The organism is Oleiharenicola sp. Vm1 (assembly GCF_047777955.1).
GTDB lineage: Bacteria > Verrucomicrobiota > Verrucomicrobiia > Opitutales > Opitutaceae > Didemnitutus.
Map to the genome: position 1 here is coordinate 1974918 of NZ_CP180537.1, position 24051 is coordinate 1998968.

The 24051-nt window shown below is 68.1% G+C and carries 16 protein-coding genes and 1 pseudogene; 15 read left to right on the plus strand and 2 right to left on the minus strand.

Annotated features, from left to right (window positions below):
• Position 1: 1 nt before the first annotated feature.
• Positions 2 to 1183 (minus strand): lactate racemase domain-containing protein, encoded by a 1182-nt coding sequence (locus ACMYLB_RS10100; RefSeq protein ID WP_415910788.1) that lies wholly within the window; start codon positions 1181 to 1183, stop codon positions 2 to 4.
• Between the two features lie 114 nt (positions 1184 to 1297).
• Entirely contained in the window at positions 1298 to 2131 is an 834-nt protein-coding gene (locus tag ACMYLB_RS10105) for an IclR family transcriptional regulator (protein ID WP_415910789.1), read from the minus strand.
• A gap of 161 nt (positions 2132 to 2292) precedes the next feature.
• On the opposite strand from ACMYLB_RS10105, the gene ACMYLB_RS10110 reads away from it, so the two are divergent.
• The 15 genes and pseudogenes from ACMYLB_RS10110 to ACMYLB_RS10180 all read left to right on the plus strand — a co-directional run bounded on the left by ACMYLB_RS10110 (position 2293) and on the right by ACMYLB_RS10180 (position 23954).
• Positions 2293 to 5490 carry a TonB-dependent receptor gene (locus tag ACMYLB_RS10110; protein WP_415910790.1) on the plus strand — a complete coding sequence of 1066 codons (3198 nt, stop codon included), beginning with the start codon at positions 2293 to 2295 and terminating at the stop codon, positions 5488 to 5490.
• Positions 5491 to 6464: 974 nt separating this feature from the next.
• Entirely contained in the window at positions 6465 to 7811 is a 1347-nt protein-coding gene (locus ACMYLB_RS10115; protein WP_415910791.1) for a hypothetical protein, read from the plus strand.
• A 2-nt stretch (positions 7812 to 7813) separates the two neighbouring features.
• Entirely contained in the window at positions 7814 to 8773 is a 960-nt protein-coding gene (locus tag ACMYLB_RS10120; RefSeq protein ID WP_415910792.1) for a pectinesterase family protein, read from the plus strand.
• Between the two features lie 229 nt (positions 8774 to 9002).
• Complete coding sequence (kduI, locus tag ACMYLB_RS10125) at positions 9003 to 9833, plus strand: 5-dehydro-4-deoxy-D-glucuronate isomerase (protein WP_415910793.1); 831 nt, start codon at positions 9003 to 9005, stop codon at positions 9831 to 9833.
• Between the two features lie 26 nt (positions 9834 to 9859).
• Positions 9860 to 10627 carry a 2-dehydro-3-deoxy-D-gluconate 5-dehydrogenase KduD gene (kduD, locus tag ACMYLB_RS10130; RefSeq protein ID WP_415910794.1) on the plus strand — a complete coding sequence of 256 codons (768 nt, stop codon included), beginning with the start codon at positions 9860 to 9862 and terminating at the stop codon, positions 10625 to 10627.
• An 8-nt stretch (positions 10628 to 10635) separates the two neighbouring features.
• Positions 10636 to 11847 carry a DUF4861 domain-containing protein gene (locus ACMYLB_RS10135; protein WP_415910795.1) on the plus strand — a complete coding sequence of 404 codons (1212 nt, stop codon included), beginning with the start codon at positions 10636 to 10638 and terminating at the stop codon, positions 11845 to 11847.
• Between the two features lie 84 nt (positions 11848 to 11931).
• Positions 11932 to 12933, plus strand: a complete 1002-nt coding sequence (locus ACMYLB_RS10140; RefSeq protein WP_415910796.1) for a glycoside hydrolase family 88/105 protein — start codon at positions 11932 to 11934, stop codon at positions 12931 to 12933.
• Positions 12934 to 12955: 22 nt separating this feature from the next.
• Positions 12956 to 15547, plus strand: coding sequence for a glycoside hydrolase family 88 protein (locus tag ACMYLB_RS10145; protein ID WP_415910797.1), 2592 nt, complete (start codon positions 12956 to 12958; stop codon positions 15545 to 15547).
• Between the two features lie 26 nt (positions 15548 to 15573).
• The gene (locus ACMYLB_RS10150) at positions 15574 to 16989 is read left to right on the plus strand and encodes an MFS transporter (RefSeq protein WP_415910798.1); all 1416 of its coding nucleotides are present in this window, start codon (positions 15574 to 15576) and stop codon (positions 16987 to 16989) included.
• Position 16990: 1 nt separating this feature from the next.
• A complete protein-coding gene (gene pelA, locus ACMYLB_RS10155; protein WP_415910799.1) occupies positions 16991 to 18043 on the plus strand; it encodes a pectate lyase in 1053 nt (350 codons plus the stop codon).
• A 20-nt stretch (positions 18044 to 18063) separates the two neighbouring features.
• Positions 18064 to 18851: pseudogene (locus tag ACMYLB_RS10160) on the plus strand (SDR family oxidoreductase).
• Positions 18852 to 18987: 136 nt separating this feature from the next.
• Entirely contained in the window at positions 18988 to 20805 is a 1818-nt protein-coding gene (locus ACMYLB_RS10165; protein WP_415910800.1) for a tagaturonate epimerase family protein, read from the plus strand.
• A gap of 37 nt (positions 20806 to 20842) precedes the next feature.
• A complete protein-coding gene (uxaC, locus tag ACMYLB_RS10170; RefSeq protein ID WP_415910801.1) occupies positions 20843 to 22261 on the plus strand; it encodes a glucuronate isomerase in 1419 nt (472 codons plus the stop codon).
• A 178-nt stretch (positions 22262 to 22439) separates the two neighbouring features.
• On the plus strand, positions 22440 to 23510 hold the full coding sequence (locus ACMYLB_RS10175; protein WP_415910802.1) for an alginate lyase family protein: 1071 nt from the start codon (positions 22440 to 22442) through the stop codon (positions 23508 to 23510).
• Positions 23511 to 23585: 75 nt separating this feature from the next.
• A complete protein-coding gene (locus ACMYLB_RS10180) occupies positions 23586 to 23954 on the plus strand; it encodes a Dabb family protein (RefSeq protein ID WP_415910803.1) in 369 nt (122 codons plus the stop codon).
• Positions 23955 to 24051 lie beyond the last annotated feature (97 nt).

Below are 24051 nucleotides of genomic sequence, written 5' to 3' on the forward strand. Positions count from 1 at the left end.
CTCATTCGCCTCCGGCCCACTTGGGTTTCTGGCGGAGGTGGTAGAGGCGTTCGCCGGCCTTGGGCTCGAGGAACACGCCCTCGTGCTCGCGGTTGGCATAGTCGTCCTTGTTGATCGTGCGCCAGTCGCGGTAGCCGAGGTTGATCTTGCGGCACGTCGCCTCGGGGATGCCGGTGGCGAGCGTGACGCGGACGCGCGGGGTCTCGATGCCGGTTTTCTCGTCGTAGGTGCCGATGCCGTGGACGTGCGTCGAGTGGGCGAGGGTGCCCCAGGGCTCGTGCTTGAACTTGTCCCACTGCTTGAGGAAATACTGCACGCAGTGGTAGCCGATGCGCTCGATCATCTTGCCGTGGACGACGGAGACCTCGTGGATGTGCGGCGCGTAGATGATGAGCTCGCCGCCGTCGGCGACGATGGGCTCGAGTTTATACATGCACTTCCCGCCGACCCACAGCTCGTCATACATGGCGGGCGCGCAGCTCAGCACGGTGTGAAACGGGCGGTCCTTGTAGGTGATATGGAGCTCGCGCGAGAGTTCGCTCGCGTCGTCCCAGGCCTGCTCGGGCGTGCCGGCGAAGAGGCCGGCGAGCTCGCCCTTGCCCTGCACGACCATGGCGAAGCAGAGCTTCGGCACGGTGACCATCGCGCCGGCGCGATCGACGACCTTGCGCACGGGCGTCCACTTGTTGCCGATGATCATCGGGTTCGTGACGACTGCGCCGAGCCAGTGGAAGAAGTTCAGGATCTGCGGGCCGGCGACGCCGGGGAAGAGATACTTGTTGCCGCCGGAGAAGCCCACGACCTCGTGGGGAAACACCGGGCCGACGATGATCAGCTGGTCGTAGTCGAAGAGGCGCCTGTTGACGTGCACGGGGACGTCCATCGCGAAGAGGCCGCCCGAGAGCTGGTTGATCTCGGCGGCGGGGATGGCGCCGAGGTCGCGCAGCGCCGCGGGGTTGTCCCACTCGTGGTTGATGAACTCGACGTCCCGGTAGGTGGTGGCGCGCTCCGCGGCGGTGATCTCGACGCGCTCGTTGATGGCGGCGTCGGGCATCGGCGGGTGCGTGCCGAGGGCGATCATGACGTCGAACTTGCGCACCGCGCCGGCGAGCTGGGCGAAGAGGGTCTTGAACATCAGGCCGACGGGCGCGGTGCGGGTGCCGTCGGGGATGATGAGGCACACGCGTTGGCCGCGGTAGTCGGCGGCCGGGCAGGCGCGGGCGACGAGCTCGCGGACGGTGTCGGGCGCGACGGACTGGCCGGCGGGGGCGAGGGAGCGGAAGGGGCGGCGGGCATGTCAGGAGGATTCGTGGCCGTGGTAGCCGAGGTGTTCCGAGAGCTCGCGCGCGGCGGCCAGCACGTGCGCGCCCATCTCGGGGATGCGCTCGCGGGTGAAGCGGACCGTAGCGGCGGTGATGCCGATGGCGGCGGCGACCTTGCCGTCGGAGGCGTAGACGGGGGCGGCGACGCAGCGGACGCCGGGATTGAACTCCTCGTCGTCGAGGCTGTAGCCGCGCTTGCGCGTCGCTTCGACCTCGCGGCGGATTTCCGCCAGCGTGGTGCGCGTGTGCGGGGTGCGCTTGGTGAGCTTGGTGCCGGCGGGGTAGAGCTCCGCCAGCCGCTCGTAGTGGAGGAAGGAGAGGAAGGACTTGCCGGTCGACGAGCAGTGCAGCTCGGCGAGGAAGCCCGGACGCGACGCGGCGCGGAGCGGGTGGGGGCTGTCCTGGACGGCGACGATGAGCGAGCGGTCGTCGCAGGGGATCGCGAGGTGCGCGGTCTCGTCGGTGGCCTGGGTGAGGCGGAGCAGGACGGGCTGCGCCAGCTCGCGGATCTCGGTGCCGGCGAGCGCGGCGTTGCCGAGCTGGATGAGGATGGGTCCGAGCTCGAAGCGGCCCTCGACCTTGCGCGCGAGGCCCTCGAGCGTGAGGGTGCTCATGATGCGCAGCGTCGTGGTGACGGGAATCTTCAGCTCGCGCGCGATGTCGGCGACCTTGTAGCCCTCGGTCGAGCGTCCGAGGAGCTTAAGAATCCGGCAGGCGTTCCGAAGATTGGGAATAACGTATCGCTCCGCGCCCGCATCGACGACGGAGGCGGCGGAGGTGGACTTGGCGGGGAAGGGGGCGGGTTTCACCGGAACGAGCGTTAACAGATTTGGGGCGGGCTGGGGCGGGAAATTTTTATTGCCAAAAACAACCGAATTCACCATTGAATGGCAAGTTCATTAGTGAACTGACGCGAAATCCCCGCTCCCCCGCTGTTTCGCGCCGATCCAACCCTACCACCCCCGCACCTATGCTACCCAACCCGACCGCATGTCGGCATGCGTTTGCCGTCTTCGTTCGTCGTTTCCATCGCGGCGCCCTTGTCGGGCGCTGGCTCGCCAGCCTCGCGCTCGCGCTCGCCTTTGCCCTGCCGGCCTTCGCGCAAGCCGGCGGCGGCGAAATCGCCGGCCGCGTCCTGAACGTCGGCACCGGGCGTTACCTGAACAACGCCCGCGTGACGATCGACGGCACCACCCGCGAGGTCTTCACCAACGAGTATGGTGAATACCGCCTCAGCGACGTGCCCGCCGGCACCGTCACCGTCCGCGTCGCCTACACCGGCCTCGACACCAAATCCGAGCAGATCACGGTCACCGCGGGCCAGAGCGCCACGCTCAACTTCGACCTGACCAGCGCCGACCGCTACGGCAAGGACGAGAAGATCGTGCAGCTCGACACCTTCGTCGTGCAGTCCAACCGCGAATACGAGGGCAATGCGCTCGCGACGAACGAGCAGCGCTACGCCCCGAACGTGAAGGTCGTCATGGCCGCCGACGCCTTCGGCGCGGTCAACGAGGGCAACCCGGGCGAGTTCCTCAAGTATCTCCCCGGCGTCTCGGTCGACTACGTCGCCGCCGACGTCCGCACCGTGTCGGTGCGCGGCTTCGCCTCCAACTTCTCCAACGTCTACTGGGACGGCATGCGCCTGACCTCCTCCGCGTCGGGCAGCAGCAACCGCGTGTTCGAGTTCGAGCAGGTCTCGATCAACAACACCTCCCGCACCGAGATCGTGAAGCTCCCGACGCCCGATCTCCCGGCCGACTCGCTCGGCGGCGCGGTGAACTTCGTCTCGAAGAACGCCTTCGAGCGCAAGGGCGCGCAGTTCAACTACCGCGTCTACATGAACATGAACTCGGAGAACACCGACCTCTTCCAGAAGACCCCCGGACCGGGCCAGAAGAAGACGTTCAAGGTGCTCCCGAACGTCGACTTCGACTACACGCTCCCGGTCAACGACCGCTTCGGCATCGTCATCACCGGCCTCTCCTCGAACCAGCACGTCGAGCAGCACCGCTGGCAGCCCACCTGGAATCACCAGCAGGGCGGCGCCACGCCCACGAATCCCTACCTGCAGCAGTGGCAGATCCAGGACGGCCCGAAGACCACCAACCGCGCCTCGATCGGCATCAAGGCCGACTGGAAGGTCACCAAGAACCAGACCCTCTCCGTCGCCTACCAGGACAATTACTACAAGACCTTCTTCGGTAATCGTAACCTGAACTTCAACATGGGCACCACCGCGACGCCCACGCCCAGCACGGGCACCGCGCTCGCCTGGGGCTCCGACTACGTCCAGGCCGCCACCGGCCGCGGCCAGGTCACGCAGGGCAGCTCCTTCCGCGACAAGCTCGGCAACACCTCCGCCGGCAACATCGTCTGGAAATGGAGCACGGCGGACTGGGACGTCGACGCCGGCGTCAACGGCGTGCAGTCCCGCACCTGGTATCGCGCCCTCGCGCGCGGCCACTTCGCCAATGTCGGCACGCGCCTCCAGAACGTCAGCAACCTCCGCGCCGACGGCATCGCCTTCCCCGGCGGCATGAACATCACCGCCACCAACTCCTCCGGCGCGCCGATCGACATCTACGACCTCTCCAACTACCGCCTCACGACCGCGTCGAACGACCCGGTCGACGGCAAGGCCACGATGAAGAGCGGCCACCTCAACGCCGAGCGGCACTTCGACTCCTGGCGCATTCCGCTCAACGTGAAGGCCGGCGCCGAGGTGCGCGAAGAGGGACGCGACAACCGCCGCTACTCGGAGAGCTACACCTACGTCGGCGCCGACGGCGTCGCCAACACCGCCGACGACACCGCGGCGGCCTTCCTCGACACCGTCTACAAGGGCAGCGATTCCGGCTTCGGCTCCAAGTCGATCCAGTGGATCAATCCCTACGCCCTCGCGGACGTGTATGCCCGCAATCCCGGCTACTTCACCACCAACGCCGTCACGAACGAGACCAACCGCATCAACAACTCGGAAAAGATGTCCGAGCGCGTCTCCGCCGGCTACGTCCAGGTCGACGGCCGCCTCCTGAACGGCAAGCTCCGCTTCGTGACCGGCGTCCGCTACGAGAAGACGAACGACAAGGGCCAGGGCGTCCTCGTCAACCCCGACGCCGTCTGGCAGCGCAACGCCAACGGCACCTACGTCGACTCCGACAACAACTCGGCCAACGGCATCCAGCGCGTCCGCCGCACCGATGCCGGTGCCGCCGGCTCGATGGAGGAACTCCGCCTCGTGCGCGTCGAGCGCGGCTACCGCGCCGACCGCAGCTACGACGGCTACTACCCGAGCCTCCACCTCACCTACGAAATCCGGGACAACCTGCTCCTGCGCGCCGCCTACGCCAAGACCTTCGGCCGGCCCGACTACGCCAACATCATCCCGAACACCACCATCAACGAGGATGACACCGACCCGAACGCCGTCGGCTCGATCACCATCCGCAACACGGCGCTGAAGCCCTGGACCGCGAACAACTACGACCTCTCGCTCGAATACTACCCCGACAAGGGCGGCCTGATGTCGATCGGCGCCTTCCAGAAGAAGCTCAGCGATTTCTGGACCACCCGCGGCGGCGTCGTCGATGCCGCGCTCGCGGACGAGCTCGGCATCGATTCCCGCTACATCGGCTGGGCCGTCAGCACGACGATCAACGGCGGCGACGCCGAGATCAGCGGCTGGGAGTTCAGCGTCATCCGCCCGCTCAACTTCCTCCCGGGCTGGGGCCGCTACTTCACGGTCAAGGCCAACGGCACCGCCCTGCACCTCACCGGCGACAACACCCCGGACTTCCGCGGCTTCATCTCCAAGACCGGCAACTTCAGCCTTAGCTTCTCCAAGAAGCCCTGGGTGCTGAACGCCAACATGAACTTCCGCGGCCGCCAGAAGGGCACCTCCGCCACCGCCGCCGCCGCCCAGACCGGCGCCCAATACGGCACTACCACGGGCTTTTTCGAATACTACCAGCCCCGCTGGAACCTCGACCTCAGCGGCGAATACCAGTTCAGCAAGCGCTTCACGTTCTTCGCCGCCGCCCGCAACATCCTCAACAAGGAGCAGGTCATCGAACGCTTCAATCCCGACACGCCCGGCTACGCCCGCGGCTTCCGGTGGGAAGAGTTCGGCGTGAACTTCTCCTTCGGCATCAAGGGCACGTTCTAAACTTCGCCGGATTGGCTTCCGCCAACCCGTCGCCGACGCGAGCGCTTGGGGGCCTCGCGTCGGTGGAAAAGTCCGCCAGCCAGCGTCGCTGGCGGACTTTTCTCTTCCGGCGCTCCGCTCCGCACCCGTAGACTCCCCCGCATGGCCGCTCGCCGCGCTTTCCTTCCGTTCCTGCTGGGCTTCGCCCTCGCGCTCCACGCCCAGACCGCCACGCCGGCGACCGAGCCGCCCGTCCATCTCGATCCGCTCACCGTCAACGCGACCAACGACGACCCGGATTACGACGCCACCGGCATGGGCTCGCTCGACGAACAACTTCGCGACGAACCGTTCGCCAACGACCTCATCCAGCCCGTCGACACCCAGCTCGACGAGAGCATGGCCACCGACCTCGGCGGCGAACTCGCCGCCGTTGCCCAGCCGTCGCCCGCCGACCGCATCACCGGCGAGGAACGGTTGAATCTCCGCGGCTTCCCCACGCCGGTCATGCGCAACGGCTTCGTCCAGCTCGGCATCAACGACGCGCTCAACACCGCGCGCACCGTCGTCATCCAGGGCCCGCTCGTCCCCGTCCTCGGCCGCGCCGCGCCCGGCGGCATCCAGGACATGCAGACCGCGCGCCCGCAGGCGAAAGACCGCCAGCGCTTCGACGCCCAGTTCACCTCGCTCGACCGCCAGCGTTCCCACCTGGAGACCACCGGCCCGGTGGTGAAGAAAAACTCTGGCAGCGCCTCGCCGTCGACTGGCAGCGCCGCACCGGCCCCGAGCAGTTCGCGCACGAAAACTGGCTCTCCGTCAGCACCGCGCTCACCTGGCGCCACAGCCGCTCCGCCAGCACGCTCGTCTCCGCCGACTACCGCGAGATCCGCGCCCGCGTCACGCCTGGCATCCCCGAATACCGACCGCACGGCGGCCTCATTGCCGGTCCCTACCTGCCGCTGGCCCTCTTCAACGCCAACGGCCCCGATGCCGCCGTGCGCCGCCGCGCCGCCGTGGTCGGCGTGCAGTTCGACGGCGCGCCGACCAAGACGCTCGCCGTCCGCGCCAACGCGGAAGGGTGGTGGCGCGACGTCACCCAGGACCGCTTCACCACCTCCGTGCTCTCGCTCGACACCGGCCTGTTCGAGGGCACGCGCGAGCCGCGCCACCTCGAGCAGCCGCAGCACGCCTTCGCGCTCCAGCTCGAGCTGACGAACCGCTTCCGCGCCCTCGGCGCCGATCACAAGCTCCTCGCCTCCGGCAGCCACACCTGGGGCGAATACGGCCGCGAGGACCGCGCGCTGCCCACCGCCGTGCGCGACGCCCTCCCGCTCAGCGTGCGCCGCTTCAATCCGTTCGCGCCCGACTATTACCGCCCCGACTACGATCCCGCGGTCTACAGCCGCATCCTCACCGACCGCACCGAGCACGCCGGCTACACCGCCTTCGAGCTGAGCGACCGCGCGGCGTTCCAGCGCGGCCGCTACGTCGTGTCCACCGGCCTGCGCTACGACGCCGTGGCGCTGCGGGTCGAGGACCGCCGGGTGGGCGCCGCCTTCCCGCGGGTGAGCGACGGCGCCGCCCAGCTCAGTTACCACGCCGGGCTCAACTGGCAGGTGAAGCCGAGCCGCCTGCTGGCCTTCGCGAGCATCAGCACCGCCTTCGACCCGTCCACGCGCGTCGACGCCCGCACCGGCCGCATCCAGGACAACGAGACCACGCTCGGCTACGAGGCGGGGCTCAAGGGCCGTGCCGCCAAGGGCGCCGTCGAATACAGCACCGGCGCGTTCCTCCTCTACAACCGCCACATCTCCCGCCGCAACCCGCTCTACGACGATCCGGTCTTCGACGCCAACCAGACGCAGCCCCAGCTCGTGGCCGCGGGCGAGGAGCGCTTCCGCGGCGTGCGCGCCGAGGCGCGCTGGCAGGCCACGCCGGCCGTCGCCCTTTCCTCGCGCCTGGTGGCGATGCAGGCGATCACCACCGCCTCGCCCGACCTGCCGCAGGAAATCGGGCGCGCGATCTCGCGCCTGCCGGCCTTCACCAGCTACACGCAGCTTCGCTACCGCCAGCCCGGCCCGGCCGGCGGCCCGTTCGCCGCGGGCACGTGGCAATACGTCAGCAACTACGTGGCGAACTACGCCGATGCGCGCCGCACTTTCCTGAAGTTCCCCGGCTACGGCCTCCTGCACGCCAGTGCCGGCTACGCCTGGCGCACGCCGAAGCGCACCTTCGAGATCGAGGCCGGCATCCGCAACGTCCTCGATCGCGACCTCCTCGCGAGCAACGCCCGCCTCGGGGCCGATCGCGAGTTCACCTTCTCCACCCGCCTGATCTTCTGACCATGATCCGTCCGCTGCTCGCCCTGACCGCGCTCGCGCTCGCCGCGCGCGCCGCCGACCTCAAGGCCGATGCCGTCGTCGCCCTCGACGGCAGCGGCAACTACACCTCGCTCAACGAGGCCATCGGCGCCGCGCCGATGCGCACCGACGCCACCCAGCCGCGCTGGGTCATCCGCGTGAAGCCCGGCATCTACCACGAGCGCGTCTACGTCCAGCGGGAGCGCGGCCACATGCGCATCGTCGGCGACGACCGCGAGAAGACCGTGATCGAGTTCAACGTCCACGCCAACCTGCCCGGCCCCGACGGCAAGCCGCTGGGCACGTTCCGCACGCCGACCGTGCAGATCGACGGCGACGGCATGATCTGGGAGAACCTCACCCTCGCCAACACCGCCGGCCCGGTCGGCCAGGCGCTCGCGCTCCGCGCCGACGGCGACCGGCTCGAGTTCCGCCGCGTCCGCTTCCTCGGCTGGCAGGACACCGTGCTGCTCAACCGCGGGCGGCACTACTTCGAGGACTGTTACATCGAGGGCCACGTCGATTTCATCTTCGGCGCCGCCACCGCCTGGTTCGAGCGCTGCCACATCCACGCCCTGCGCGACGGCTACCTCACCGCCGCCTCCACGCCCCAGGGGACGGCGCACGGCTACGTGTTCTCGCATTGCCGCATCACCGGCGCCGACGGGGCCAAGACCTACCTTGGCCGCCCTTGGCGCAACTACGCCCAGACGGTCTTCCTGCACACCGAGATGTCGGCCAACGTCCGCCCCGAGGGCTGGCACAACTGGAACAAGCCCGAGGCCGAGAAGACGACTTTCTACGCCGAGTTCGACAGCACCGGCCCCGGCGCCTCGCCCGCCACCCGCGTCCCTTGGGCCCACGCGCTCACGCCCGCGCAAGCCGCGGCCTACACCCCCGCCGCCGTGCTCGGCGGCACGGATGGCTGGAATCCCGCGCGCTGACCGCACTCCCCCGCGGCATGGGCTCCTCACGCCAGTCCCCGGCCTCGGCCCGCCGGCCTTCGCCCCCTCGAAGGAGGGGGATGTTTTCCTCCCATCCGGAGGAATTCTCGCTTGCCCGGAGGGGCGTAAAATTCATAAATGAACCGATAGTTCATTAGCGAACTTTGCGCGTTGCTCCCGCCCTCCTGGCTCCTCACCCCGCTGTCCGCCCCTTTCGCCCCGCTCTCTCATGGACCTGATTCCTGCTGCTGACGTCCGCACCTATGGCACGATGTCGACCGCTGCGCTGCGCGCGGCGTTCCTTCTCCCGGACTTGTTCCAACCCGGCCAGCTCGTGCTCCGCTACTGGGAGACCGACCGCACCGTCGTCGGCGGCGCCGTCCCGACCGGCGCGCCGCTGGCGCTCTCCGCCGCGGCCGAGCTGCGCTCGGCGTTCTTCTGCGAGCGCCGCGAACTCGGCGTCATCAACACCGGCGGCGCGGGCGCCGTCACGGTCGACGGCCAGCGCTACGATATGGCCCGGCTCGACACGCTCTACATCGGCCGCGGAGCGCAGGCCATCGCCTTTGCCTCGGCCGACGCCGCGCAGCCCGCGCGCTTCTACCTGCTGAGCTACCCGGCGCACACCGCGTATCCGACGACGCTCGCGCGCTACGACGCCGCCAACGCCGTCGCCCTCGGCGCCGCCGCCACCGCCAACGACCGCCGCCTCAACAAGGTCATCCACGCCGCCGGCATCAAGAGCTGCCAGCTCGTCATGGGCTTCACCATCCTCCAGCCGGGCAGCATCTGGAACACCATGCCGCCGCACACGCACACGCGCCGCTCCGAGGTCTACATGTATTTCAACATCCCCGCCAACGCCGCCGTCATGCACTTCATGGGCAAGCCCGACGAGACGCGTCACCTCGTCGTGCGCGACCACGAGGCCGTTCTCTCCCCGCCGTGGTCGATCCACAGCGGCGCCGGCACCGACAGCTACGGCTTCATCTGGGGCATGGGCGGCGAGAACCAGGACTTCGCCGACATGGATCCCGCGCCGATCGCCACGCTGCGCTGATTTCACTCTCCGCCTGCACCCACACCATGAGCAACATCCTCGAATCCTTTAAACTCACCGGCAAAACCGCCGTCGTCACCGGCGCCGCCCGCGGCCTCGGTCAGGGCATGGCCCTCGCGCTCGCCGAAGCCGGCGCCAACATCGTCGCGGTCGACATCCTCCCCGCCGAGGACACCGTCAAGCAGGTGCAGGCGCTCGGCGGCAAGGCCGTGGCGGTCGTCGGCAACCTCGGCGATCGCGCCTCCATCCCGCAGGTCATCGCCACGGCGAAGCAGACCTTCCCCGCGCTCGACATCCTCGTGAACTGCGCCGGCATCATCCGCCGCGAGGACTTCGTGAAGTTCTCCGAGAAGGACTGGGATGACGTCATGGGCATCAACATCGACGCCGTCTTCTTCCTCAGCCAGGCGTTCTGCAACGACGTCGTGGCGCGCGGCGGCAAGGGCAAGATCATCAACATCGCCTCGATGCTCTCCTTCCAGGGCGGCATCCGCGTGCCGTCCTACACCGCCTCGAAGAGCGCCGTGCAGGGGCTCACGCGCCTCATCGCCAACGAGCTCGCCGCGAAGGGCATCAACTGCAACGCCATCGCGCCCGGCTACATGGCGACCGACAACACCGCGCCGCTCCGCGCCGACGAGAAGCGCTCCGCCGCCATCCTCGACCGCATCCCCGCCGGCCGCTGGGGCACGCCCGACGACCTGAAGGGCGCCGTCGTCTTCCTCGCTTCCCCCGCGTCCGACTACGTCAACGGCTACACGCTCGCCGTGGACGGAGGCTGGCTCGCGCGCTGACCCGTTTTATGAAACCCCAACTCCTGTTTGCCGGGCTCGCGCTGCTGTCGAGCTCGCTGCTGGCGGCTGAGAAGATCACGCTCACCGTCACGCACTCGCTGGACATCGCCCGTCCGGCCGAGACGATCACCGTCCCCTGGTCCGAGATCAACCAGCACCTCCCCGGCGCGCTGCTCCAGCACATCGCGGTGAAGGACGCGCAGGGCCACGTGCTGCCTTATCAGGTCACCAACGTCGCCCCGCAGGCCAAGGACCCGAAGGGCCAGGGCATCGCCTATGGCGAGCTCATCTTCCAGCACGACTTCGCCGCCGGCGAGAAGCGCGCGACCTTCACCGTCGAGAAGACCGAGACGGTCGCCCCCGTGTTTCCGTCGAAGGCCTTCGCCCGCTACGTGCCGGAGCGCCTCGACGACTTCGCCTGGGAAAACGACAAGATCGGCCATCGCACCTACGGCCCTGCGCTCGCGGAGCCGGCCAACGGCTCCGGCAAGGAAGTGCTCGTCACCAGCGGACTCGACATCTGGGTGAAGCGCGTCAGCTACCCGATCGTCGACCGCTGGTATAACAAGGGACACGACCACTACCACAAGGACGAGGGCGAGGGCATGGATCTCTACAACGTCGGCCCGTCGCGCGGCTGCGGCGGCCTCGGCGTCTGGGACGGCAAGACGCTTTGGGTCGGCCGCAACTACCGGGGCTGGAAAGTCATCGCGAACGGCCCGGTCCGCGCGATCTTCGAGCTCACCTACGACACCTGGATGGCCAACGGCGTCATGGTCTCCGAGGTGAAGCGCTTCACCGTCGACGCCGGCCACAACCTCGACCAGATCGACAGCACCTTCCAGATCACGGGCGCGAAGGAAGTCGTCATCGGCATCGGCCTGAACAAGACGCCGACCGACAAGGGGCAGGAACCGAAGATCACCACGACCCCGACGCCGGCCGACGGCTCCATCACGCAGTGGGTCGAGCAGAAGACCAACGGCGCGCTCGGCACCGCCATCCTCGTCGCCTCGGACGCCTTCCAGGGCTTCGCCGAGGACGACCGCAACGAGCTCATCCTCGCCAAGGTCGCCGCCGGCCAGTCGCTCCGCTACTTTGCCGGCGCCGGCTGGTCCAAGGCGGGTGAATTCACCACCTACCAGGCGTGGAAGGACTACGTCGCCAACGCCGCCGCCCGCGCCCGCGCCCCGGTTTCCGTCACCGTCACCCCGAACTGATTTCGCATGAAACGACTCCTCTGTTGCGCGTTCCTGTTGTCTGCGGCGCTCGTGGCGCCGGCCTCCGAACCAACCTTAACCGTGATGGAGCGAGTCGCCGACTGGCAGCTCGCGCATCCGGCCCCGAAGTGGAAAGCCACCGACTGGCACAACGCCGCGTTCTACGCCGGCGTGATGGCGCTGGTCGAAGTGTCGCCCAGCCCGCGCTTCCGCGAGGCCATGGTCAAGATGGGCGAGGGGAACTCCTGGAAACTCGGCGAGCGCGTCTATCACGCCGATGACCACGCTGTCGGCCAGACCTACGCCGATCTCTACCGCGCCACCCGGGACGCGCGCATGATCGGGCCGATGCGCGAGCGCTTCGACTCCATCCTCGCGCACCCGAAGGACGACAACCTGCTCTTCGACGGGAAGAAGAATCCCGGCCACACCGACCGCTGGTCGTGGTGTGACGCGCTCTTCATGTCGCCGCCCGCCTGGGCCAAGCTCGCGCAGGTCACGGGCGAGGCGAAGTATCGCGAGTTCGCCGTCGCCAAGTGGTGGGTGACCTCCGACTACCTCTACGACCGCGACGAGCATCTCTATTTCCGCGACAGCTCGATCTTCCCCAAGCGCGAGAAGAACGGCGCCAAGGTCTTCTGGGCGCGCGGCAACGGCTGGGTGCTCGGCGGCCTCGTCCGCATGCTGCAGGCGCTGCCCGCCGACCATCCGGCGCGCGGCCGGTTCGTGCAGCAGTTCCGCGAGATGTCCGCGCGCATCGCCGCCCTGCAGAACGCCGACGGCTACTGGCGCGCCAGCCTGCTGGATCCCGCCAGCTACCCGATGCAGGAGAGCAGCGGCACCGGCTTCTTCTGCTACGGCCTCGCCTGGGGCATCAACGAGGGCCTGCTCGACCGCGCCCACTACGAGCCCGTCGTGCGCAAGGCCTGGTCCGCGCTGCTCGCCTGCGTGAAGCCCGACGGGCGCCTCACGCACGTGCAGCCGGTCGGCTTCACGCCGGTCACCTTCGACGAGAACTCCACCGAACCCTACGGCGTCGGCGCCTTCCTGCTCGCCGGCCGGGAAATGATCCGCCTCGGCCAATAACCCCTCCGTTCCCTCTGCTGTCATGAAGCTCACCCGCACCCTGTTCGCCCTCGCGGCGGTTTCCGCTTTCGTCCTGCGCTCGGCCGCGGCCGACGTGCCCCAGAAATTCAACGGCGCCACGCCGCTCGAGTGGTCGCAGCGCCTCGCCGACTCCGAGATGAAGCGCCTCGGCACCGCACTCGAGGCCGGCGGCTCCAATCCCAAGGCGCGCTGGGATTACTCGCCCGGCGTGCTCGCGCTCGGCCTCGTCCGCCTCGGCGAGACGACCGGCAACAGCGCCTACACGCAGTTCGGCACCCGCGCCGTCGCGTCGCACGTCAATCCCGACGGCACGATCAAGGGCTACAAGGAGGAGGACTACAACATCGACAACATCCCGCCCGGCAAGGTGCTCCTCGCCGCCATCGCCCGCGGCGACAAGAACCCCGCCTACGTCAAGGCCGTGCAGACCCTGCGCGACCAGATGCGCCGCCACCCGCGCACGAGCGAGGGCGGCTTCTGGCACAAGAAGCGTTACCCGCACCAGATGTGGCTCGACGGCCTCTACATGGCCTCGCCCTTCCTCGCGCAATACGCCGTCGAGTTCGACGAGCCCGCGCTCTTCGACGACGTCGCCAAGCAGATCGTCCTCATGGACGCCCACAGCTACGACCCCGCGACCGGTCTGTTCTGGCACGCGTGGGACGAGGCCAGGGCCCAGAGCTGGGCGGACAAGAAGACCGGCTTCTCGCCGCACTTCTGGAGCCGCGCCATCGGCTGGTATGCGATGGCGATCGTCGACTCGCTCGACTACCTGCCGGTGAGCCAGCCGGAGATCGACCACATCGTCGGCATCCTCAAGCGCCTCGCCGACGGCGTCGTCCGCTGGCAGGACCCGAAGACCGGCGTCTGGTGGCAGATCACCAACCTCGGCACGCGCCCGGGCAATTACCTCGAAGGCTCCGGCTCCTCCATGTTCGTCTACGCCCTGGCCAAGGCCGTGAACAAGGGCTACCTGCCGCGCGAGAAATACGAGGCCGCGATCCTCAAGGGTTACCAGGGCCTCCTCGACACACTCATCAAGTCTAACCCCGACGGCACCATCCGCCTGACGCAGATCTGCCAGGGCGCCGGCCTCGGTTACACCATGGCCAACGGCCGTCCGCGCGACGGCTCCTTTGACTACTACATCAGCGAACCCATCGTCGACAACGACCCGAAGGGCACCGGCCCGTTCATCCTGGCGGGCATCGAGGTCGAGAAGATGGTGTCGACGAAGTCGGCCGCGACCGCGTCCTTCCAGGCGCGCGGCTGGGACGACTACGAGCGCGTCCTCGCCCGGATCAAGGCCCCGACGTTCCCCGCGAAGGATTTTCCCATCACCGATTTCGGCGCCACGGCCGGCTCGCCCGACAGCAGCGACGCCATCGCCAAGGCCATCGCCGCGTGCCACGCCGCGGGCGGCGGCCGTGTCGTGATTCCTGCCGGCGAGTGGTTCACCGGCGCGATTCACCTCCAGAGCAACGTCAACCTCCACGTCAGCAAGGGCGCCACGCTGAAGTTCCTCACCGATCCGAAGAAATACCCGATCGTCTTCACCCGCTGGGAAGGCGTGGAGCTGATGAACGTCTCGCCGTTCATCTACGCCTGGGAGCAGGAGAACATCGCCATCACCGGCGAAGGCACGCTCGACGGCCAGGCCGACTGGGACAACTGGTGGGGCTGGAACAAGAAGGAGCCGGGCAAGGTGACGCGCCAGAAGGCCGCCCGCGACCGCCTGCTCCAGATGGGCGAGACCAACGTGCCGGTGGCGCAGCGCGTCTTCGGCCCCGACGACCACCTGCGGCCGAACTTCATCCAGCCCTACCGCTGCAAGAACATCCTCATCGAGGGCGTCAGCATCATCCGCTCCCCGATGTGGGAGATCAATCCGGTGCTCTCCGAAAACATCACCGTGCGCGGCGTGAAGATCCATTCCCACGGCCCGAACAACGACGGCTGCGATCCCGAGTCCTCGCGCGACATCCTGATCGAGGACTGCGTGTTCGACACCGGTGACGACTGCATCGCCATCAAGTCCGGCCGCAACAACGACGGCCGCCGCGTCGGCGTGCCGACCGAGAACATCGTCATCCGCAACTCCAAGATGCTCGACGGCCACGGCGGCGTCGTCCTCGGTTCCGAGTGCTCCGGCGGCATCCGCAACGTCTTCGTCGAGAACTGCGAGATGGACAGCCCCAACCTCGACCGCGCGCTCCGCTTCAAGAACAACGCCGTCCGCGGCGGCGTGCTCGAGAACGTCTTCATGCGCAACGTCCGCGTCGGCCGGGTGGGGGAGGCCGTGCTCACGATCGACTTCCGCTACGAGGAGGGCGCCAAGGGCGACTTCAAGCCGGTTGTCCGCAACGTCCAGCTCGAGAACGTCACCAGCTCCGCCAGCCCCCGCGCGCTTTACATCCGCGGCATCCCGGCCGGCGTGATCGAGGGAATCCGGGTGAAAAACTGCCAGTTCAACGATTTGACTGAACCCGAGGTGGTCGAGCACGCCGGAATTGTTACCTTCACCAACGTCACCCTCACCCCGAAGAAATTGCCCAAGGGACTCAACTCCGTCCCGAGTCCCGAAGCCAAATGAGCGCCCCTGCCCAACCCCCGACCCCGATGAGCCAGTTCAACCAACTCAACGAACAGATCGGTCGCTATCGCTGGACGATCTGCGCGCTCGTTTTCTTCGCCACGACGGTCAATTACCTCGATCGCAACGTGCTCGGCCTGCTCAAGCCGATCCTGTCGGACGACGGCGTCTTCGGCACCGACAAGGCCGCGCAGGAGCTGAACTACTCGACCGTGGTGATCTGCTTTCAGTTCACCTACGCGATCGGCATGATCTTCGCCGGCCGCTTCATCGACTGGGTCGGCACGAAGTCCGGTTACGCCTACTCGCTGATCGGTTGGAGCGTCGCCGCGATCGGCCACGCCTTCGGCCACCACACCTGGAGCTTCGGCTTCTGGCGCGCGGCCCTCGGTCTGACCGAGTCGGGCAATTTCCCCGCGGCGAACAAGACCATGGCGGAGTGGTTCCCGAAGAAGGAACGCGCGCTCGCGACCGGCCTCTACAATTCCGGCGCTAACGTCGGCGCCATCGTCGCCCCGATCACCGTGCCCTACATCGCCGAGTGGTGGGGTTGGGAATGGGCGTTCATCCTGACCGGCGCGGTCGGTCTGCTCTGGCTCTTCTTCTGGTATCGCACCTACGACTCGCCCGCCGCGAAGCTGAAGAACGGCCAGCTCACGCAGGCGGAATACGACTACATCCACAGCGACAAGGACGATGCTCCGGCCGCCGCCGCGGGCTCTCCGGTCGCCAAGGTCAGCTGGTTCAAGCTGCTCGGTTTCCGTCAGACCTGGGCCTTCTTCTTCGGCAAATTCCTCACGGATCCGATCTGGTGGTTCTACATGTTCTGGCTGCCGGCGTTTCTCAACGAGGAGAACGCGCGCAAGATTTCCGCGTTCAAGGCCGCGCATCCCGGCTTCACCGGCGCGAACGATGAAGTGCCCGGCTTCATCAGCTGGACCGTCGCGGTGGCGGTCGTCTATTCGATTTCAACGATCGGCTCGATCTTCGGTGGCTGGCTGCCGAAGCGCTTCGCCAACGGCGGCATGGATCTCAACAAGGCGCGCAAGCTCTCGATGTTCATCTTCGCCCTCGGGCCGCTGAGCGTGCTCTTCGTCTCCCGCCTCGGCGAAATCGACATCTGGCTCGCGGTGCTGACCATCGGCGTCGCCTGCGCGGCGCACCAGGCCTGGTCGGCCAACATTTTTACCACGGTGTCTGACATGTTCCCGAAACGCGCCGTGGCTTCCGTCACCGGCATTGGCGGCATGGCCGGCGGCATCGGCGGCATCCTGATCGCTCGGGCGGCGGGCGTGCTCCTCGCGCACTACACCACGCTCGGCAAGATCGAGGTCGGTTATGGCATCCTCTTCGTCGTTTGCGGCTCGGCCTACGTCGTGGCCTGGATCGTCATGCACCTGCTCGTGCCGAAGTTCCAACTCGTCAAGCTGGACGAAGCCTAAAATGAACTGCCGCGCGCTCGTGCTCTGCCTCCTGCTCGCCGCGCCGCTCGGCGCGGTCGAGTCCGTGAAGTGGTCCGAGCGCCTCCCGCGCGACCCGCAGTGGCTCGCCGGCGACCGGGCGCGGGCCATCGCCGAGAACCTGCTGCTCTACCAATACCCGTCGGGCGGCTGGCCGAAGAACATCGATATGGCCAAGCCGCTCGCGCCGGCCGAAAAGGCCGAGCTCGAGGAGCGCGCGCACGACGACGCCACGATCGACAACGGCGCGACCACCACCCAGATCGCGTTTCTGGCCCGCGTCTTCACCGTGGCGCCGGAGCCGCGCTACCGCGCCGCCGCCGAGCGCGGCATCGATTACCTGCTCGCCGCGCAGTATCCCAACGGCGGCTGGCCGCAGTATTTCCCGATCCGCAAGGGCTACTACACCCACATCACCTTCAACGACGATGCGATGGTCCGCACCCTCGAGGTGCTGCGCGCGGTGGGCGAGGGCGGCGCGCCCTTCGCCTGGGTCGACGACGCCCGGCGCGAGAAGGCCCGCGCCGCCGTCGCCCGGGGCATCGACTGCATCCTGAAGTGCCAGGTCGTGCAGGGCGGGAAACTCACCGCCTGGGCCGCCCAGCACGACGAGCAGACCTTCGCGCCGGCCTGGGCGCGCAAGTTCGAGCCGCCCGCGCTCGCCAGCCGCGAGAGCGCCGGCATTTTGAGCTTCCTGCTGAGCCTGCCGGATCCCGCGCCGGAAATCGTGCGGGCCATCGACGCGGCCGCCGCCTGGTTCGAGAAGGTCCCGGTGCATGGGATCCGCTGGACCGAGCGCCCGACCGCCAACGGCATGGAGCGCTTCGCCACCGCGGATCCGGCCGCGAAGCGCACCTGGGCGCGCTTCTACGAGCTCGGCACCGACCGCCCGGTCTTCATGGGCCGCGATTCGGTGGTGCACTACGACGTCAACGAGATCGAACTCGAGCGCCGCAACGGCTACGGCTGGTATTCCGACCAGCCGGAATCGGTCCTCAAGGCCTACGCCGCCTGGAAGGCGAAGCGGAAACCCTGATCGCCGCCCCTTCTTCACGCATGAACTCACAAGCATACCTCGCATCCCTTTTCGGTCTGCACGGCAAGGTCGCCGTCGTCATCGGCGGCACCGGTGAACTCTGCGGCGCCATGGCCGAAGGCCTCGCCGGCGCCGGCGCCGAAGTCGTCCTCGTCGGCCGCAACGTCGACAAGGCGCAGGCCCGCCTCGACAAGATCGCCGCCGCGGGGGCAAGGCCTGGTTCCACAGCGCCGAGGCCACCAGCAAGGCCGAGCTCGAGGCCCTGCGCGACGCCGTCGTCGCGCGCAGCGGCCGCATCGATATCGTCGTCAACGGCGCGGGCGTGAATTCCGCCACGCCCTACTTCGACATCTCCGAGGACGAGTTCGACCGCATCGTCCGCGTGAACCTCAAGGGCGTCTTCCTCGGCTGCCAGGTCTTCGGCAAGTTCCTCGTCGACCAGGGCCAGGGCGGCTCGATCATCAACCTCGGCTCGATGTCGGGCGTGGTGCCGCTCTCCCGCGTCTTCACCTATTCCGCGACCAAGGGCGCGGTCCACAACCTCTCGCTCAACCTCGCGCGCGAGTGGGCCCCGCACCAGGTGCGCGTCAACGTGCTCGTCCCGGGCTTCTTCCCCGCCGAGCAGAACCGCAAGGTCCTCACGCCCGACCGCGTCGCCAACATCATGGGCCACACCCCCATGAAGCGCTTCGGCGAGGCGCGCGAGCTCATCGGTGCGACCCTGCTCCTCGCCAGCGATGGCGCCGGTTCCTTCATCACCGGCGAGGAACTCATCGTCGACGGCGGCTACCACGCCATGACGATCTAGCGCCGCGCCGCGGCGCAGTTGAGAGTTGAGTGCTAAGAGTTGAGAGAGACCGAAATAATCCCAACCCATCCGCCACTCGAGACTGCCGCCCGTTCAGCTCTCAACTCTCAGCTCTCAACCCTCAACTTTGGCTCAGATGTCCATCAACACTTTCCTTCTTAAGAACCGCATCCGCATCGCGCAGAACCCGTGCGTGAGCCCCGACTTCTGCCTCGATTGGCCCGCGTTGCAGGCGGACATCAAGGCGGGCCGCGTGCAGGAATACGCCAAGAGCGCCTTCGCGACGAAGGCCGGCGGCTTCACCCTGGTGGAGAGCGCCGCGGGCGATTGCGCGTGGAAGCTGGCGGCCGCCGCCACCCCGCTCGCCGACGGCATCGCCCACGCGGGCGCGACCTATTTCCCCGCGAGCTGGGCGAATCTGCTTAAGCTCAAGAATCTCATTCAGGAGCACGACGCGGCCTCGACGATCTTCCCGACCGCCGGCGCGAAGCTCGGCCGCAGCACGCTCGGCGTCGGCGCGCGCTTCACCACGCTGCACTGGCCCGCGGTGGAGTGGGCGATGAGCGCCCTCGAACTGGGCATGACGGCCAACCAGAACTCCATCCCGCGCGAGCTGGTCTACGACGTCGACGCGATGCTCGAGAACCGCCTCGACACCGTGCCGTTCCCCTTCATCGGCACCAACGTCCCCGAGGGCCACCAGGGCCAGAGCGTCGAGGGCATGAGCCACGGCTCCGTCATCTCGCGCCTCAAGTCCGGTTTCCATCACCGCAAGATCGCCTGGAGCTTCAACGCCGACCACCAGCCGATCGGCGGCAAGTTCGACGTCCGCGAGGACGCCCTCGTCAAGGGCTGCCTGCTCGCCAGCTACATCACCTTCGATCTCTCGCCCGAGCTCGCGCTCAACCAGCCGGCGAAGCTCGCGGACATCCCCGCCGACGTCGTGAGCCAGACGCGCGCGCGCGTCGCCGCCGCCGGCCTCAAGCTCGATGACGCCGCGTTCAACAAGCTGCTCGAGACGGTCTGGACGCCGATGCAGAAGATGAAGCGCCGCGACGACAAATACGCCGCCGCCCGCGCCGCCGCGTTCACCACCGACGTCGGCCGCAAGTATCTCCGCGAGCTCTCCATCGACGAGCTGCCCGGCCTCACCACGCCGGAAACCACCGCCATCATGCTCGCCCTCTGCGAGGTGCTTGGCATGCCGGTGAACTTCATCGCACCGGCGTTCGGCTTCCAGAAGAACACCCCGTATCCGGACAACGCCGCGCTGCAGAAGCTCATCGAGGCGCAGTGGAACGTCTGCCAGAAGTTCGGCGTCTCGATCGGCTTCCACTCCGGCTCGGGCAAGTCCGCCGAGAACTACCAGGTCATGGGCCGCGTCACCGGCAGCGCGCTCGAGATCAAGACCAGCGGCCGCTACACCTACGAGATGGGCGTGGCGCTGTCGCAGTCGAAGAACGCGGCCGACGCCGCCCTCTGGCGCGACTGGTATCGGTTCACGATCGACATGGCCGTCGCCGGCGCGTTCAGCGCCGACCCGACGGAGCAGAAGATGGCGCGCGTGTTCATCACGACATCCCTCACCGCGGCCGGGAAACCGGCGGACGTCTACGCCTCGCCCGCCGCGACGCGCGCCGCCCTCGAGGCGCTGCCGCCGAGCGCCGAGCACATGTTCTTTTTCGAATACAACTTCCTCTACGTGCTCGCCGCCGGCGGCCGTGCGGAGAAGGCCGCGCTCGGCGACCACACGCCCGCCGGCTATGCGCAGCGCGCACGCTTCTACGCCATCAGCCCCGAGGCGCGCCTGATCTTCGCCCGCCGCGTGGCCGACTACCTGATCTTCCTCGCGGAGAACACCGGCCTCGCCACCGCCGAGCGCTGCGCCGCCGCCCGCAAGCTCCTCCACGGCTACCAGACCTACGACGCCTTCTTCGACGCGATCTCGCGCTGATGGATCCTCGCGCCGTGCCGCCGTTTTCTCTCCCTCAATGAAACCGTTCATTCACGACGATTTTCTCCTCCAGACCGCCGCCGCGCGCGATCTCTACCACGCGTTCGCCCAGGACGAGCCGATCTTCGACTACCACTGCCACCTGCCGCAGAAGCTCATCGCCGACAACCACGCCTTCGCCGACCTCTCCGAGATCTGGCTCGGCGGCGATCACTACAAGTGGCGCGCGATGCGCACCAACGGCGTGCCGGAACGCGTCTGCACCGGCGACGCGAGCCCGCGCGAGAAGTTCGACGCCTGGTGCGCCGCCGTGCCGCACACGCTCGGCAACCCGCTTTACCACTGGTCGCATCTCGAGCTGAAGCGCTACTTCGGCATCGACGAGGTGATCAACCCGAAGACCGCCGGCGCGATCTGGAAGGCCGCCAACGCCAAGCTCGCCGGCATGCGCGTGCACGATATCCTCGCGGCCAACCAGGTCGCGGTCATCTGCACGACGGACGATCCGGCCGATTCGCTCGCTGATCACGAGCGCATCAAGCAGCTCGGCCTGAAGACGCGCGTCTACCCGACGTTCCGGCCCGACAAGGCCCTCGGCGTCAACGCCCCGGCTGCCTACAACGCCTGGCTGGAGCGCCTCGGCGGCGCCGCCGGCATGCCGGTCAAGACCTTCGACGACCTGCTCGCCGCGCTGAAGAAGCGCCACGACGACTTCCACGCCGTCGGCGGCCGCCTCTCCGACCACGGCATGGAGCAGGCGCTGGCCGAGCCCTGCACGCTCGCGGAGGCGAAGGCGATCTTCGACGCTGCGCGCGCCGGCCGCGCCGCGACCCCGGACGAGTGGGCGAAGTTCGGCTCGTTCCTCATGCTCGAGTTCGGCCGCTGGGATGCCGCGAAAGGTTGGACGAAGCAGCTGCACCTCGGCGCGCTCCGCAACAACAACACCCGCCTGCTCAAGTCGCTCGGGCCCGACACCGGCTTTGACAGCATCGGCGACTTCCCGCAGGCGCGCGCGCTCAGCCGCTACCTCGACGCGCTCGACTCCACTGGCGAGTTGCCGCGCACGGTCCTCTACAATCTCAACCCGGCCGACAATTACGTCTTCGCGACGATGATCGGCAACTTCCAGGACGGCTCCGTCGCCGGCAAGATGCAGTTCGGCTCCGGCTGGTGGTTCCTCGACCAGAAGGAGGCGATGGAGTGGCAGATGAACGCGCTCATGAACCTCGGCCTGCTCAGCCGCTTCGTCGGCATGCTCACGGACTCGCGCAGCTTCCTCAGCTACACGCGCCACGAGTATTTCCGCCGCGTGCTCTGCAATCTGCTCGGCGGCATGATCGAGCGGGGCGAGATCCCCGTGGATCGCGAGCTCGTCGGCGGCATGGTAAAGAACATCTGCTTCGCCAACGCCCGCGGCTACTTCCGCCTCGAGCTCGATCCCGCCTTCCGCGCCTGAGTCGCGCAGCGCCGGCTCCGTCCCGCCTGTAGGGCCTCACCTCGCGCGAGGCCTTGCGCCGCCCGGGACGCATGCCGCGCTCGCTCCCGCGGTTCGACGCCAGGTCGAGCTACCGTTCAAGTTCTTTCGCCGTCGCGCGTCGAGTGACCGGCGCGCGATGGCGAACGTCTCTTCTCCCATGAAACCCCTGTGCCTCGCCGCGCTCCTCGCGGCGCCCCTGCTCGCGCTCGCGCAACCGGCCCGCCCGCTCCTCATCGATCTCGAACACCGCTCCGACGCGGCGCTCGCCGACGACGCGAAGAGGGCGCTCAAGCTCCCGATCCGCACGATCGCCGACAAGCCGACGCCTTCGCCCACCGGCGACGCGCACGACTACATCAGCTACGCGCGCTACTGGTGGCCCGATCCCGCGAAGCCGGACGGCCTGCCCTACGTCCGCCACGACGGCCATCACAACCGCGAGCGCGTCGACGCCGGCGACAACAACCGCCTGTGGAAATTCACCGGCACCGTCTCGACACTCGCCCTCGCGTGGGTGAAGAACCACGACGAACCGGCCGCGCGCCGCGCCGGCGAGTGGTTCCGCGCCTGGCTCATCACGCCGGCGACGCGCATGAATCCTTCGCTCGACTACGCGCAGGTGCGCCTTGGCCACGACAACAACCGCGGCAGCTCGTCCGGCATCCTCGACGGCCGCCAGCTCGCCTGGGCCGCCGACGCCGCGCGTCTGCTCGAAGGCTCGCCTGCGCTCACCGCCGAGGAATCGCGCGCAGTCCGCGCGTGGTTCGAGGACTATTACCGCTGGCTCCAGACGGCGAAGAACGCCCGCAAGGAGCGCGCCGCCGAGAACAACCACGGCACCTGGTTCCTCGTGCAGGCCGCGGGCATCGCGCTCTACCTCGGCCGCGAGGACGATGCGCGGAGGATTTTCGAGGAGGACAAGGCGCGCATCGCCGCGCAGTTCAAACCCGACGGCAGCCAGCCCGCGGAGCTCGTGCGGCAGGACGCGCTCGGCTACAGCCGTTTCAATCTCGCGGCGCAGCTGACGCTCGCGCGGCTCGCCCGGTCCGTCGGCGTCGACCTTTGGCGCTACGAGGCGCCGAACGGCGCGAGCCTCCCAAAGGGCCTCGCCTACCTCGCGTCTTACAACGCCGATCCCTCGAAGTGGCCCGGCAGCCAGCGGGAGAAGCTCCCGCCCGGTTTCCTCGATGCGGTGCTGGCCCAGGCGGCCGAGCTCGAACGGCCCTGACTTCGACGCTTGGTCGTCCCGTTCGTCGACGCGGGCTTGCGCGCCGCCCGCGGGCGCGCAGCGTGGTGACACCCTATGAAGAAACTCATCCCCGCTCTCGTTCTTTGCGCGGCCTGTGCTTTCGGCTCGGCCGCTTTCGCCGCCGACACCGCTCCGAAGTCCGTCCTCCACGTCGTCACCGTCAGCTGGAAGGCCGGCACGACGCCCGAGCAGATCCAAGCCGCCCTCGACGGCGCCCAGGCCATCCCCGCCGCCTACCCGGGCGTGCTGCGCGTCTGGACCAAGACGCTCAAGCAGCAGGGCGAGCGCACCCACGTCATCGCGATGGAGTTCAAGGACGCGGAGGCGCTGAAGAGCTACACCAAGAGCCCGGCGCAGGAGGCGTGGTATAAGGTCTACCTGCCGATCCGCGACCACAGCACGACGTTCGACGTCACGAACTGAGCGCGGCGGCCGCGCGGTTTTCGAGGGCGGCCGTGCGGCCGCCCTTTTCAGTTGTTGGCGGCGCTGGCCACCAGCTCGCCGACGGTCCCGGACTGGT

Coding starts and splice junctions, on each gene's coding strand:
- ACMYLB_RS10110 (WP_415910790.1), top strand. CDS start 2,293: ATGCTACCCAACCCGACCGCATGTCGGCATGCGTTTGCCGTCTTCGTT.
- ACMYLB_RS10120 (WP_415910792.1), top strand. CDS start 7,814: ATGATCCGTCCGCTGCTCGCCCTGACCGCGCTCGCGCTCGCCGCGCGC.
- kduI (WP_415910793.1), top strand. CDS start 9,003: ATGGACCTGATTCCTGCTGCTGACGTCCGCACCTATGGCACGATGTCG.
- kduD (WP_415910794.1), top strand. CDS start 9,860: ATGAGCAACATCCTCGAATCCTTTAAACTCACCGGCAAAACCGCCGTC.
- ACMYLB_RS10135 (WP_415910795.1), top strand. CDS start 10,636: ATGAAACCCCAACTCCTGTTTGCCGGGCTCGCGCTGCTGTCGAGCTCG.
- ACMYLB_RS10140 (WP_415910796.1), top strand. CDS start 11,932: ATGGAGCGAGTCGCCGACTGGCAGCTCGCGCATCCGGCCCCGAAGTGG.
- ACMYLB_RS10145 (WP_415910797.1), top strand. CDS start 12,956: ATGAAGCTCACCCGCACCCTGTTCGCCCTCGCGGCGGTTTCCGCTTTC.
- ACMYLB_RS10150 (WP_415910798.1), top strand. CDS start 15,574: ATGAGCCAGTTCAACCAACTCAACGAACAGATCGGTCGCTATCGCTGG.
- pelA (WP_415910799.1), top strand. CDS start 16,991: ATGAACTGCCGCGCGCTCGTGCTCTGCCTCCTGCTCGCCGCGCCGCTC.
- ACMYLB_RS10165 (WP_415910800.1), top strand. CDS start 18,988: ATGTCCATCAACACTTTCCTTCTTAAGAACCGCATCCGCATCGCGCAG.
- uxaC (WP_415910801.1), top strand. CDS start 20,843: ATGAAACCGTTCATTCACGACGATTTTCTCCTCCAGACCGCCGCCGCG.
- ACMYLB_RS10175 (WP_415910802.1), top strand. CDS start 22,440: ATGAAACCCCTGTGCCTCGCCGCGCTCCTCGCGGCGCCCCTGCTCGCG.
- ACMYLB_RS10180 (WP_415910803.1), top strand. CDS start 23,586: ATGAAGAAACTCATCCCCGCTCTCGTTCTTTGCGCGGCCTGTGCTTTC.